This window comes from Cupriavidus basilensis (assembly GCF_000876015.1).
Classification (GTDB): Bacteria; Pseudomonadota; Gammaproteobacteria; order Burkholderiales; family Burkholderiaceae; genus Cupriavidus; species Cupriavidus basilensis_B.
On the sequence record NZ_BBQM01000020.1, the window covers coordinates 223,742 to 237,923 of the forward strand.

Sequence of the window (14,182 nt, forward strand, 5' to 3'; positions counted from 1 at the left end):
CTTTGGTTTGGGCGGCCCGCCAGGGCCGCGGTGTTCCCGACGGATGACTCCCCGCCCGTGGCGGCGGTCTGGATACGTGATGGAAAAACGGGTCGTATTCCAATCTTCATGGTTGCCTTATCTGCTGGTGCTGCCGCAGATGGCGATCACGCTGGTGTTCTTCTTCTGGCCCGCGGGGCAGGCCCTGTACCAGTCGGTGCTGCGGCAGGATGCGTTCGGCATCGACCTGCAGTTCGTCGGCCTGGAGAACTTCAGGGACCTGTTCGGCGACGCGCAGTACCTGAATTCCTTCCGCGTGACGGCGGTGTTCGCCGTTGGCGTGACGCTGGTCGGGCTGTCGGTGTCGCTGCTGCTCGCGTATTTCGCCGACCGCGTGGTGCGCGGCGCGAGCGGCTACAAGCTGCTGCTGATCTGGCCGTATGCGGTGGCGCCGGCGGTGGCGGGGGTGCTGTGGATGTTCCTGTTCAACCCGACGCTGGGCGTGGTGTCCTATGCCCTGCACGCGTTCGGCGTGAACTGGGACTTCCTGCTCAACAGCAACCAGGCCATGCTGCTGGTGGTGCTGATCGCGGCGTGGAAGCAGATCAGCTACAACTTCCTGTTCTTCCTGGCGGGGCTGCAGAGCATCCCCAAGCCGCTGATCGAGGCCGCCGCCATCGACGGCGCGGGCCCGTGGCGGCGCTTCTGGTCGATCGTGTTCCCGCTGCTGTCGCCGACCACGTTCTTCCTGATGGTCATCAACGTGGTCTACGCGTTCTTCGACACCTTCGCCATCATCGACGCGGTGACGCACGGCGGCCCCGTGAACGCCACCAACACGCTGGTGTACAAGGTCTACCAGGACGGCTTCCGCGGGCTCGACATCGGCGGCTCGGCCGCGCAGTCCGTCGTGCTGATGGGGATCGTGATGGTCCTCACGGTGGTGCAGTTCCACTACGTGGAACGCAAGGTGCAGTACTGAGGGATTGCTGACATGGTAGAACGACGCCCTTTTCTCGATTTTCTTTCGCACCTCGTGCTGGTGCTCGGCGTGCTGGTGGTGGCCTTTCCGGTCTACGTGACCTTCGTCGCCTCGACGCTGACCGCCGACGAGGTGCTGCAGGCGCCCATGACGCTGCTGCCGGGCAGCCACCTGCTGGAGAACTACCGCACGGTGCTGGCCGACGGCGTGGGCAATGCCGCCTCGCCGGTCTCGACGATGATGCTCAACAGCCTGATCATGGCGCTGGGCATCGCGCTGGGCAAGATCGCGATCTCCATCATCTCGGCCTTCGCGGTGGTGTACTTCCGCTTCCCGCTGCGCAAGCTGTTCTTCTGGATGATCTTCATGACGCTGATGCTGCCGGTGGAGGTGCGCATCCTGCCGACCTACAAGGTGGTGTCGGACCTCGGCATGCTCGACAGCTACTTCGGCCTGACCATCCCGATCATCGCCTCGGCCACCGCGACCTTCCTGTTCCGCCAGTTCTTCCTGACCATCCCGGACGAGCTGGCCGAGGCCGCGCGCATCGACGGCGCCGGGCCGCTGCGCTTCTTCCGGGACGTGGTGCTGCCGCTGTCCCGGACCAGCATCGCGGCGCTGTTCGTGATCCAGTTCATCTACGGCTGGAACCAGTACCTGTGGCCGCTGCTGATCACCACGCAGAAGTCGATGACGCCGGTGGTGGTGGGCGTGACGCAGATGATCTCGCGCTCGGGCGACGCCGCCACCGACTGGAACCTGGTGATGGCCACCGTGATGCTGGCCATGATCCCGCCGGCGCTGGTGGTGATGCTGATGCAGAAGTGGTTCGTCAAGGGCCTGGTCGAGACCGAGAAATAAGCGGGCGGGCAGGGCGGGGCGCGGGAACGCGCCAGCCCATGCCCGATAGCGGACGAGCGGCGCGCAACCGGCGCGCCGCCGCGAACAAGCAGCGCACACGCAGCAGGAAAGAATCGCAATGGCAAAACTGTCGCTTCGCAACGTACAGAAAACCTACGCCGGCAACGTCAAGGTCGTGCACGGCATCGACATGGAGATCGCCGACGGCGAGTTCATCGTCATCGTCGGCCCCTCGGGCTGCGGCAAGTCCACCCTGCTGCGCATGGTGGCCGGGCTCGAGGCCATCAGCGGCGGCGAGGTCCACATCGGCGACAAGGTCGTCAACAAGCTCGAGCCGGCCGAGCGGGACATCGCGATGGTGTTCCAGAACTACGCGCTCTATCCGCACATGAGCGTCTACGACAACATGGCCTACGGGCTCAAGATCCGCGGCATGGCCAAGGCCGAGATCGAGCAGCGCGTGCGCCATGCCGCCGGCATCCTGGAGCTGGCGCCGCTGCTCGAGCGCAAGCCGCGCCAGTTGTCGGGCGGCCAGCGCCAGCGCGTGGCGATGGGCCGCGCCATCGTGCGCGAGCCGGCGGTGTTCCTGTTCGACGAGCCGCTCTCCAACCTCGACGCCAAGCTGCGCGTGCAGATGCGGCTGGAGCTCAAGGAGCTGCACCGCCGCCTGCGCACCACCAGCATGTACGTGACGCACGACCAGGTCGAGGCCATGACGCTGGCCGACCGCATGATGGTGCTCAACGGCGGCCGCGTGGAGCAGATCGGCACGCCGCTGGAAGTCTACGCGCGCCCGGCCAGCACCTTCGTGGCGGGCTTCATCGGCTCGCCGCCGATGAACCTGGTGCCGGTGGCGCGCCTCAACGGCGGCGGCGAGGCGCAGATGCGCGTGGAGCCGAAGGAGGGCGCCCCGGCGCAGCCCGAGGCCACGCTCGGCCATCTGCCGATGGGCCTGCACCTGCCGCAGCGCGCGCTGCTGGGCCTGCGCCCGGAGCACATCGAGCCGTGCGCGGCGGCCGAGGCCATCGCCGAGATCGACGTGCGCCTGGTCGAGGCGCTCGGCGCGGACTCGTTCGCCTACGGCACGCTCGGCGGCCAGCCGGTGGTGGTGCGGCTGGACAGCAGCATGCAGGTGCGCGGCGGCGACCGCCTGCCGGTCACGGCCTCGGCCGATCACCTGCATTTCTTCGATACCGAGACCGGCAAGCGCATCGACGCCTGAAGGAGCCCGCGCCATGACCCAGACCACGCCCGCGTCCGCAGCCCTCGCCGCCTGGCCCTATCCGCGCCACGTCGCCCACCGCGGCGCCGGCAAGCTGGCGCCCGAGAACACGCTGGCGGCATTCCGCCACGGCGCCGGGTTCGGCTACCGCATGTTCGAGTTCGACGTGAAGCTGTCCGGCGACGGCCGCGCCGTGCTGCTGCACGACGCCATGCTCGAGCGCACCACCAGCGGCCACGGCCGCATCGACGCGCTCACGCTGGGCGAGCTGGCCACGCTCGACGCCGGCAGCTGGCACAGCCCGGTGTACGCCGGCGAGCCGATTCCCACGCTGGCCGCCATCGCGCGCTATACGCGCGCCAACGGCCTGCACGCCAACATCGAGATCAAGCCGGTGCCCGGCGTGGAATGGCGCACCGGCGCGGCGGTGGCGCTGGACGCGCTGGCGCTGTGGGCCGGCAGCGAGGTGCCGCCGCTGCTGTCGTCGTTCTCCGAGACCGCGCTGGAAGCCGCCCGCGAAGCCGCGCCGGCGCTGCCGCGCGCGCTGCTGCTGGACAAGCTGCCGCCCGACTGGCTGGCGCGGCTGCGCCGGCTGGACTGCGTGGCGCTCGATGCGAACCATCGCGAGCTCACCGCGGAAGTGATTGAGACGGCGCACGCGGCCGGATTTCGCGTGGCCTGCTACACGGTCAACGATCCGGCGCGCGCGGCCGAGCTGCTGGGCTGGGGGCTCGATTCGCTGATCACCGACGCGGTCGACCGGATCGCGCCCGACCCGGCCTGATGCGACTTGATGCGGCGCGATGCGCCCTGGCGCCCGCCGCGGCGGGGGCCGGCGCATCGCGCGCGCGGCCCCGCGAAGCGCGCCAATGCGCCCGCGCCGGCCCCGGCGCGGGCGTTGTTGCAAATGCGTTCCGCAATACGAAAAGACCCCGGCGGCTTCCGGCAAACGTGCTATTCTTATGCGCAGTGAAGACTTAGGTCCTTCCCCGCACAACTTGCCCTTGCAGGGCAATCGCAGCGCTGAAAGAACCGGCACCCATCGCGGTGCCGTTTGCATAAGGTGTTCCGGTTGACCTGAAGAGTTGTTTGCAATCCGCTAACCGGTCAAGCCGTGTCGCGGAAGGTTGATGAACCCGCTTTACTCCGGCATTCCCGGAGAATAGTGAGCGCCCCATGATGCAGCAGTATCAAAGCAATTCGTACCTCTTCGGCGGCAACGCGCCCTATGTGGAAGAGCTGTACGAGGCCTACCTCCAGAATCCCACCTCGGTCCCCGACAACTGGCGCGCGTATTTCGACGCGATGCAGAACGTGCCTGCCGTCGACGGCTCCAGCGCGCGCGACATTCCGCATGCGCCGATCGTCGCCTCGTTCGCCGAGCGCGCCAAGGCCGGTCCCATCAGGACCATCGTCGCGTCCGCCGATTCGGACATGGGGCGCAAGCGCGTCGCTGCCACGCAGCTGATCGCCGCCTACCGCAACATCGGTTCGCACTGGGCCGACCTCGACCCGCTCAAGCGCCAGGAGCGTCCGCCCCTGCCGGATCTCGACCCCGCTTTCTACGGCTTCTCCGAAAGCGACCTCGACATCGTCTTCAACGCCAGCAATACCTATTTCGGCAAGGAATCGATGAGCCTGCGCGAGCTGCTCAACAACCTGCGCGAAACGTACTGCAGCAGCATCGGCGCCGAGTTCATGTACATCAGCGACCAGGCGCAGAAGCGCTGGTGGCAGGAGCGCCTGGAAACGACGCGCTCCAAGCCGGTGTTCACGCTCGAGAAGAAGAAGCACGTGCTTGACCGCCTGACCGCGGCCGAGGGCCTGGAACGCTTCCTCCATACCAAGTTCGTCGGCCAGAAGCGCTTCTCGCTGGAAGGCGGCGAATCGTTCATCGCCGCGATGGACGAGCTGATCCAGCGCGCCGGCAGCAAGGGCGTGCAGGAAATCGTCATCGGCATGGCCCACCGCGGCCGCCTGAACGTGCTGGTCAACACGCTGGGCAAGATGCCGGCGGACCTGTTCGCCGAGTTCGAAGGCAAGCACGTCGACGACCTGCCGGCCGGCGACGTGAAGTACCACAAGGGCTTCTCCAGCGACGTCTCCACCGAAGGCGGCCCGGTCCACCTGTCGCTGGCGTTCAACCCGTCGCACCTGGAAATCGTCAACCCGGTCGTGGAAGGCTCGGTCAAGGCCCGCCAGGAACGCCGCGGCGAGCCCGCCGGCCATGCCGAGGTGCTGCCGGTGCAGGTGCACGGCGACGCGGCCTTCGCCGGCCAGGGCGTGGTGATGGAAACGCTGAACCTGGCGCAGACCCGCGGCTACGGCACGGGCGGCACGATGCATATCGTGATCAACAACCAGATCGGCTTCACCACCTCCGACCCGCGCGACGCGCGTTCGACGCTGTACTGCACGGACGTGGTCAAGATGATCGAAGCGCCGGTGCTGCACGTCAACGGCGACGATCCCGAAGCCGTGGTGTTCGCCATGCAGCTCGCCGTGGACTTCCGCATGGAGTTCAAGCGCGACGTCGTGGTCGACATCATCTGCTTCCGCAAGCTGGGCCACAACGAGCAGGACACCCCGGCCGTCACCCAGCCGCTGATGTACAAGAAGATCAGCCAGCATCCGGGCACGCGCAAGCTGTACGCCGACAAGCTGGCCGCGCAGAACCTGGTCGGCGCCGACTTCGGCGACGAGCTGGTCAAGGAATACCGCGCCGCGATGGACGCGGGCAAGCACACGGTCGATCCGGTCCTGTCGAACTTCAAGAACAAGTTCGCGGTGGACTGGATGCCGTTCCTGAACCGCAAGTGGACCGACGCCGCCGACACCGCCGTGCCGGTGACCGAGCTCAAGCGCCTGGCCGAACGCATCACCACCATCCCCGAGCACTTCAAGCTGCACACGCTGGTCGAGAAGGTCGTCAAGGACCGCGCCAACATGGGCCGCGGCGACCAGTCGCTGGACTGGGGCATGGGCGAGCACCTGGCTTTCGCCTCGCTGGTGGCCTCGGGCTACCCGGTGCGCATCACCGGCCAGGACGCCGGCCGCGGCACCTTCACCCACCGCCACGCCGTGTTGCATGACCAGAACCGCGAGCGCTGGGATGCCGGCAGCTACGTGCCGCTGCAGAACGTGTCGGAAAACCAGGCACCGTTCACGGTGATCGACTCGGTGCTGTCCGAAGAAGCCGTGCTCGGCTTCGAATACGGCTTCTCGACCGCCGAGCCGAACGCGCTGGTGATCTGGGAAGCCCAGTTCGGCGACTTCGTCAACGGCGCCCAGGTCGTGATCGACCAGTTCATCTCGTCCGGCGAAGTGAAGTGGGGCCGCGCCTCGGGCCTGACGCTGATGCTGCCGCACGGCTACGAAGGCCAGGGTCCGGAACACAGCTCGGCGCGCATCGAGCGCTTCCTGCAGCTGTGCGCGGACCACAACATGCAGGTCTGCCAGCCGACCACCCCGGCCCAGATCTTCCACCTGCTGCGCCGCCAGATGATCCGTCTGTTCCGCAAGCCGCTGGTGATCATGACGCCGAAGTCGCTGCTGCGTAACAAGGATGCGGTTTCGCCGCTGTCCGACCTGGCCAAGGGTCACTTCGAGACGGTCATCCCCGACCACGAAGAACTCAACGCCAGCAAGGTCAAGCGCATCGTCATGTGCTCGGGCAAGGTCTACTACGACCTGGTCAACGCGCGCAAGGAACGCGGCGCCAGCGACACGGCCATCATCCGCCTGGAACAGCTCTATCCGTTCCCGCACAAGGCCGTGGCCGCCGAGCTGAAGAAGTACCCCAACGCCAACGAGATCGTGTGGTGCCAGGACGAACCGCAGAACCAGGGCGCCTGGTTCTTCGTGCAGCACTACATCATGGAAAACATGACCGATGGCCAGAAGCTCGGCTACGCCGGCCGTCCGGCCTCGGCCTCGCCGGCAGTGGGCTACTACGCCAAGCACAACGAGCAACAGAAGGCACTGCTCGAAGCCGCTTTCGTCAAGCTCAAGGGCTTTGTCCTGACCAAATGATCGTGGCCTGAATGGCGGTGCGCGCATCGGGCGCGCGCCGCCTTGTTTTTGCCGCACGCGTGAAGCACATACGAATACCAAAGGAAATAAAAAACCATGGCTATTGTTGACGTCAAGGTCCCCCAACTTTCTGAATCGGTTGCGGAAGCAACCATGCTGAACTGGAAGAAGAAGCCGGGCGAAGCCGTTGCCCAGGACGAAATCCTGATCGAAATCGAGACCGACAAGGTCGTGCTCGAAGTGCCGGCCCCGTCGGCCGGCGTGCTGTCGCAGATCATCCGCAACGACGGCGACACCGTGGTCGCCGACGAAGTGATCGCCAAGATCGACACCGAAGCCACCGCCGGCGCCGCCGCGCCCGCCGCCGCCGCTCCCGCCCCGGCCGCCGCCCCGGCACCCGCTGCCGCGCCGGCCGCCGCGCCCGCCGCTGCCGGCGCCGTGGCCATGCCCTCGGCCGCCAAGCTGATGGCCGAAGGCGGCCTGTCGGCCAGCCAGGTCGCCGGCACCGGCCGCGATGGCCGCATCACCAAGGGCGACGTGCTGGGCGCCGCCGCCGCGCCGGCCGCCAAGGCCGCCCCGGCACCCGCCGCCGCCAAGCCCGCGCTGCAGCAAGTGGCCGCGCCGGTCGACTTCGCCGCCCTCGGCGACCGTCCGGAAGAGCGCGTGCCGATGAGCCGCCTGCGCGCGCGCATCGCCGAGCGCCTGCTGCAATCGCAAGCCACCAACGCCATCCTCACCACCTTCAATGAAGTGAACATGAAGCCGGTGATGGACCTGCGCAACAAGTACAAGGACCGCTTCGAGAAGGAGCACGGCGTCAAGCTGGGCTTCATGTCGTTCTTCGTCAAGGCCGCGGTCCACGCGCTGAAGAAGTTCCCGCTGATCAACGCCTCGATCGACGGCAACGACATCGTCTACCACGGCTACTTCGACATCGGCATCGCGGTCGGTTCGCCGCGCGGCCTGGTGGTGCCGATCCTGCGCAACGCCGACCAGCTCAGCCTGGCCGACATCGAGAAGAAGATCGCCGAATTCGGCCAGAAGGCCAAGGACGGCAAGCTGTCGATCGAGGAAATGACCGGCGGCACGTTCTCGATCTCCAACGGCGGCGTGTTCGGCTCGATGCTGTCGACCCCGATCATCAACCCGCCGCAGTCGGCCATCCTGGGCGTGCACGCCACCAAGGACCGCCCGGTGGTGGAAGACGGCCAGATCGTGATCCGCCCGATGAACTACCTGGCGATGTCCTACGACCACCGCATCATCGACGGCCGCGAAGCCGTGCTGGGCCTGGTCGCGATGAAGGACGCGCTGGAAGATCCGGCACGCCTGCTGCTGGACCTGTAAGCCTTTGCTGCAACCGCAGTGACCGAAGCCGTGCCCGCCGCGCCCGCCATCCGCGTGGCGCGGGCGGGCAGGGCGGACCGAAGAGTTGATGGCGGCCCGGCGGGCGACGTTGCCCCGCCAGGGCCGCAAAAGGAAATCCATGAGCAAACAATTCGACGTACTGGTGATCGGCGCCGGCCCCGGCGGCTACATCGCCGCCATCCGCGCCGGCCAGCTCGGCCTGAACGTGGCCTGCTGCGAAGGCAATGCCTATGACGATCCCAAGGACGAAGTGCGCCTGGGCGGCACCTGCCTGAACGTGGGCTGCATCCCCTCCAAGGCGCTGCTGGCCTCCTCGGAAGAATTCGAGAACGTGCAGCACCACCTGGGCGACCACGGCATCACCGTGGGCGACGTCAAGGTCGACATCGCCAAGATGCTCAAGCGCAAGGACGACGTGGTCGGCAAGATGACCAAGGGCATCGAGTTCCTGTTCCGCAAGAACAAGGTCACGCTGCTCAAGGGCTACGGCAAGTTCACCGGCAAGACCGCCGAGGGCTTCCAGGTCGAGATCGCCGGCAAGGCCGGCACCGAGGTCGTGACCGCCAAGCAGGTCATCGTCGCCACCGGTTCCAAGGCGCGCCACCTGCCGGGCATCACCGTCGACAACAAGCTGGTCAGCGACAACGAAGGCGCGCTCAAGTTCGACAGCGTGCCGAAGAAGCTGGGCGTGATCGGCGCCGGCGTGATCGGCCTCGAGCTGGGCTCGGTGTGGCGCCGCCTGGGCGCGGACGTGACCGTGCTCGAAGCGCTGCCGTCGTTCCTGGGCGCCGCCGACGAAGGCGTGGCCAAGGAAGCGCAGAAGCTGCTGACCAAGCAGGGCCTGAAGTTCAGCCTCGGCGTGAAGGTCGACGCGGTCAAGACCGGCGCCGACGGCGTCACCGTCAGCTACACCGACAAGGACGGCGCCGCCCAGACCCTGGAAGTGGACCGCCTGATCGTGTCGGTCGGCCGCGTGCCCAACACCGACAACCTGGGCCTGGACGCCATCGGCCTGGCCACCGACCAGCGCGGCTTCATCGAGGTGGACGACCACTGCGCCACCAAGGTGCCGGGCCTGTGGGCCATCGGCGACGTGGTGCGCGGCCCGATGCTCGCGCACAAGGCGGAAGACGAAGGCGTGGCCGTGGCCGAGCGCATCGTCGGCCAGAAGCCGCACATCGACTACAACTGCATTCCGTGGGTGATCTACACCTTCCCGGAAATCGCCTGGGTGGGCAAGACCGAGCAGCAGCTCAAGGCCGAGGGCCGCGAGTACAAGTCCGGCCAGTTCCCGTTCCTGGCCAACGGCCGCGCGCTGGGCATGGGCCATCCGGAAGGCTTCGTCAAGATGCTGGCCGACGCCAAGACCGACGAGATCCTGGGCGTGCACGTGGTTGCCGCGAACGCTTCGGACCTGATCGCCGAAGCCGTGGTGGCGATGGAGTTCAAGGCCGCCAGCGAGGACATCGGCCGCACCTGCCATCCGCATCCGTCGATGTCGGAAGTCATGCGCGAAGCCGCCCTCGCCGTGGACAAGCGCCAGCTCAATATGTAAGGCGCATGCCTGCCTATCGGCCAGCGTGTCGTTGAGTACCGGCGCGCCGCTCCAGCGGCGCGCCGTTTTCGCTTTCGGGGCGGCAGGGCGCGCAGGCGCCGTCGCCGCGGGTCCCGCTCCCTGATCCTCCGGTCTCCCGATCCCCGTTCCATTTCCAGCCCGGCCCGTCGCCATCCGTGCCGGCACCAGCGCAAGCAGTCAGCATGAACGTCCGTGAGTACTACGAGCAGGAACTGAAGCAACGCGGCTACACCTCGGACGAGGCGCAGTTGCGCGCCGTCGCGCGGCTGCAGCAGTGCTACGACGAGTGGGTCGCGTACAAGAGCCGCCGCAACAGCACGCTCAAGAAGCTGCTGGTCCACCCGGAAGTGCCCAAGGGCGTGTACCTGTGGGGCGGGGTGGGGCGCGGCAAGTCCTTCCTGATGGACAGCTTCTATACCTGCGTGCCGGTGGTGCGCAAGACACGCCTGCACTTCCACGAGTTCATGCGCGAGGTCCATCGCCAGCTCGAGGAACTGCGCGGCCGCCCGGACCCGCTCGACGAGCTCGCCAGGCGCATCGCGCGGCGCTTCCGCCTGATCTGCTTCGACGAGTTCCACGTCAACGACGTGGCCGACGCCATGATCCTGCACCGCCTGCTCCAGCAGCTGTTCGAGAACGGCGTGCAGTTCGTCATGACCTCCAACTACCGCCCGGACCTGCTCTACCCGGACGGCCTGCACCGCGACCGCGTGCTGCCGGCCATCGCGCTGCTGCAGCACAAGCTCGACGTGCTCAACGTCGACGCCGGCATCGACTACCGCAAGCGCGCGCTCGAGCAGGTGCAGGCCTACCACACGCCGCTGGGGCCCGAAGCCAGCGCCGCGCTGCGCCACGCCTTCACCAGCATCGCCGGCGTGCCCGACGAAGCGCCGATCCTCCACATCGAGCACCGCGAGCTGCGCGCGCTGCGCAAGGCCGGCGGGGCGGTGTGGTTCGATTTCGCCACGCTGTGCGGCGGGCCGCGCTCGCAGAACGACTACCTCGAGCTGGCCACGCAGTTCCACACCGTGGTGCTGTCCGACGTGCCGAAGATGACGCCGCGCATGTCGTCCGAGGCACGCCGCTTCACGTGGCTGATCGACGTCTTCTACGACCACAAGGTCAAGTTGCTGATCTCGGCCGAGGTGCCGGCCGACGAGCTCTACACCGAGGGTCAGATGTCCAACGAATTCCACCGTACCGTGTCGCGCATCATCGAGATGCAGTCGCGCGAATACCTGGAATCGCCGCGTCGCACCGTGGATACCTCGCTGACCTGAGGCGCCGATCTGAGCGCCGATCCGAGGCGCTGGCCACACCGGCGCGCCGCCGCGCGGCGCGCCTGATCCACCCGCTTGATCTGTATCAAGGCGGCTTGCCCGGGGGGCTCATACCATGCCAATGGTAAAAAAAGAGTCCCAATGCCCCCTTCCGCCGCCGCATCCCTGTCCGCTTCCATCGCGACCACGCCGCCGGCCAGCGCCGCCGCGCCGGCCGCTGGCGCGCGGGGCGGCTGCTTCCATTGCGGGCAGGCCTTCGTCGCTGGCGAGCCGGTGCTGCATGCCGTCATCGGCGGCGAGGACCAGGCCTTCTGCTGCGGCGGCTGCCAGGCGCTGGCGCAGACCCTCCATGCCGCCGGCTTCGGCCACCTGTACGGCGACCAGGCGCGCTTCGCGCGCCCCATCGACGATGCCGCCCGGCGCGAGGCCGAGCCGGTCTGGGCCGCCTACGACACCGAGGAATTGCGCACCCAGTTCGTGCGGCCGCTCGACGCCGCGCGCGCCGAGATCACGCTGGCTCCCGAGAACATCCGCTGTGCCGCCTGCGCCTGGCTGATCGAGCAGCACCTGGGCAGCCTGCCCGGCGTGGAATCCGTGATCGCCAACGTGGCCACGCGCCGCGTGGTGGTGCGCTGGCGCGCCGCCGAGCAGCCGGTGTCCGCGCTGCTGGCCGCGCTGGCCGGGATCGGCTACCTCGCGTGGCCGTTCGAGGTGTCGCGCTCGGACCGTCAGGACCGCCACGCGCGCCGCGGCCTGCTGATGCGCATGGCGGTGGCCATGCTCGGCATGATGCAGGTGATGATGTACGCATGGCCGATCTATACCCATGAAGCCACCATCGAGCCCGGCCAGCTGCAGCTGATGCGCTGGGCCAGCCTGGTGCTGACCCTGCCGGTGGTGCTGTACTCGGCCTCGCCGATCTTCGCCGGCGCGTGGCGCGGGCTGCGCCGGCGGCACCTCGGCATGGACGTGCCGGTGGCCATCGGCGTCGGCGCGGGCTTCCTCGCCAGCACTGTGGCCACGCTGCGCGGCAGCGGCGAGGTGTATTTCGATTCGGTCACGATGTTCGTGGCCTTCCTGCTGCTGGCGCGCTACCTGGAGTTGCGCGTGCGCCAGGCGTCGCGCAGCGGCGCCGAGATGCTGGCGCGCCAGCTGCCGTCCACCTGCGAGCGCCTGCGGGACGAGGGTGGCACGGGCGAGCGCGTGCCGGTGGCGCGCCTGCGCGCGGGCGACCTGATCCGGGTCAAGGCCGGCGAGGTGGTGCCCGCCGACGCCACCGTGGTGGCCGGCGCCAGCGAGCTCGACGAATCGATGCTGACCGGCGAGAGCCGCCCGGTGGCGCGCGCCGCCGGCGACACGGTGCTGGCCGGCTGCTTCAACACCGCCAGCCCGCTCGAGCTGCGCGTGGTCAAGGTGGGCGCGGCGACGCGGCTGGCCGAGATCGTCGCCGTGCTGGACCGCGCGCTGGCCGAGAAGCCGCGCTTGGCCGCGCTGGCCGACCGCGTGGCGGGCTGGTTCGTGGCCGTGCTGCTGGTGCTGGCCGCGCTGGCCGGCGTGGTCTGGTGGGCGTGGATCGATCCCGCGCGCGCGCTGCTGGTGACGGTGGCGGTGCTGGTGGTGAGTTGCCCGTGCGCGCTCTCGCTGGCCACGCCGGCGGCGCTGGCCGCGGCGGGCGCGGCGCTGTCGCGGCGCGGCGTGCTGCTCACGCGCGGCCATGCGCTCGAAGCGCTGGCCGGCGTCACCGACGTCATGCTCGACAAGACCGGCACGCTGACCGAAGGCCGCTTCGCGCTGGTCCAGACCCATGCGTTCGGCGCGGCCGACGTGGCCGCCAGCCTGGGCCTGGCCGCCGCCATCGAGCGCTCCGGCGAGCACCCGCTCGCGCGCGGCATCGTCGAGGCGGCGCAGGCGCGGGGACTGGCCGGCGACGCGCACACGGTCGGCGCGGTGCGCAACGTGCCGGGGCAGGGGCTGGAGGCCGAAGTGGATGGCCGGCGCCTGCGGCTGGGGCGGCGCGAGTTCGTAGCCGCGCTGGCGGGCAGCCGCGGCAGCGGCACCGACCACGCGGACGCCATCGCCGCCACGCTGGCCACCAGCGACCGCCGCGGCGCGACCCTGGTCTGGCTCGGCGACGCCGGCGGCATGCTGGCCGTGTTCGCGCTGGCCGATACCGCGCGCGCGCAGGCGGCCACGCTGCTGGCGCAGTTGCGCCGGCTCGGCGTGACCACGCACCTGGTGTCCGGCGACACGCCGGCGGCGGTGAACTGGTGGGCCGACCATCTCGGCATCGCGCGCCGCGAGGGCGGCGTCACACCCGAGGGCAAGCGCGAATACGTGGCGAGCCTGCAGCGTGCCGGCGCGGTGGTGCTGGCCGTCGGCGACGGCATCAACGACGCGCCGGTGCTGGCGCAGGCGCAGGTCTCCATCGCCATCGGCAGCGGCGCGCCGCTGGCCCAGGCCGGCGCCGACGCGGTGCTCGCCCACGGGCGCATCGCCGAGATCGCGCAGGCGCTGCGCACCGCGCGCCGCACGCGCCGCGTGGTGCGGCAGAACCTTGTCTGGGCCTTCGCCTACAACGTCATCGCCATCCCGCTGGCGGCCACCGGCCACGTCACCGCCTGGATGGCGGGCATCGGCATGTCGGTGTCGTCGCTGCTGGTGGTGGCCAACGCCTGGCGCCTGCTGCGCACGGGCAAGACCGGAACCGGAGACTGACGCATGGACATGCTTTACCTGCTGGTGCCGATGAGCCTGGTGCTGGTGGCGGTGATCGCCGGCGCGCTCTGGTGGGCACTGCACGCCGGCCAGTACGACGATCTCGACCGTCCCGCCGAGGCCATCCTGCTGGACAACGACAAGCCCTGAACCGTGCTCCGGCACGG

At 68.7% G+C, this 14,182-nt stretch carries 10 protein-coding genes; all 10 read left to right on the top strand.

The genetic code is table 11. From position 1 onward, the window contains the following. Positions 1-79 precede the first annotated feature (79 nt). Positions 80-961 (top strand): sn-glycerol-3-phosphate ABC transporter permease UgpA, encoded by an 882-nt coding sequence (gene ugpA, locus KF708C_RS22850; protein ID WP_029044307.1) that lies wholly within the window; start codon positions 80-82, stop codon positions 959-961. A 12-nt stretch (positions 962-973) separates the two neighbouring features. Beyond that, positions 974-1,822, top strand: coding sequence for a sn-glycerol-3-phosphate ABC transporter permease UgpE (gene ugpE, locus KF708C_RS22855; RefSeq protein WP_029044306.1), 849 nt, complete (start codon positions 974-976; stop codon positions 1,820-1,822). A 118-nt stretch (positions 1,823-1,940) separates the two neighbouring features. Continuing rightward, entirely contained in the window at positions 1,941-3,044 is a 1,104-nt protein-coding gene (locus KF708C_RS22860; protein ID WP_020206344.1) for a sn-glycerol-3-phosphate import ATP-binding protein UgpC, read from the top strand. 13 nt (positions 3,045-3,057) lie between these two features. Next, positions 3,058-3,828, top strand: a complete 771-nt coding sequence (gene ugpQ, locus KF708C_RS22865) for a glycerophosphodiester phosphodiesterase (RefSeq protein ID WP_059413371.1) — start codon at positions 3,058-3,060, stop codon at positions 3,826-3,828. A 392-nt stretch (positions 3,829-4,220) separates the two neighbouring features. Beyond that, on the top strand, positions 4,221-7,076 hold the full coding sequence (locus KF708C_RS22870) for a 2-oxoglutarate dehydrogenase E1 component (protein ID WP_020206342.1): 2,856 nt from the start codon (positions 4,221-4,223) through the stop codon (positions 7,074-7,076). Positions 7,077-7,172: 96 nt separating this feature from the next. Further along, the gene (gene odhB, locus KF708C_RS22875) at positions 7,173-8,423 is read left to right on the top strand and encodes a 2-oxoglutarate dehydrogenase complex dihydrolipoyllysine-residue succinyltransferase (protein ID WP_059413372.1); all 1,251 of its coding nucleotides are present in this window, start codon (positions 7,173-7,175) and stop codon (positions 8,421-8,423) included. A 139-nt stretch (positions 8,424-8,562) separates the two neighbouring features. Next, entirely contained in the window at positions 8,563-9,999 is a 1,437-nt protein-coding gene (gene lpdA / locus KF708C_RS22880; protein WP_059413373.1) for a dihydrolipoyl dehydrogenase, read from the top strand. A gap of 203 nt (positions 10,000-10,202) precedes the next feature. Further along, positions 10,203-11,300 carry a cell division protein ZapE gene (gene zapE / locus KF708C_RS22885; RefSeq protein ID WP_059413374.1) on the top strand — a complete coding sequence of 366 codons (1,098 nt, stop codon included), beginning with the start codon at positions 10,203-10,205 and terminating at the stop codon, positions 11,298-11,300. A 141-nt stretch (positions 11,301-11,441) separates the two neighbouring features. After that, the gene (locus KF708C_RS22890; RefSeq protein ID WP_059413375.1) at positions 11,442-14,015 is read left to right on the top strand and encodes a heavy metal translocating P-type ATPase; all 2,574 of its coding nucleotides are present in this window, start codon (positions 11,442-11,444) and stop codon (positions 14,013-14,015) included. Positions 14,016-14,018: 3 nt separating this feature from the next. After that, positions 14,019-14,165, top strand: a complete 147-nt coding sequence (gene ccoS / locus KF708C_RS22895; RefSeq protein WP_020206636.1) for a cbb3-type cytochrome oxidase assembly protein CcoS — start codon at positions 14,019-14,021, stop codon at positions 14,163-14,165. The last annotated feature ends 17 nt before the right edge of the window (positions 14,166-14,182 follow it).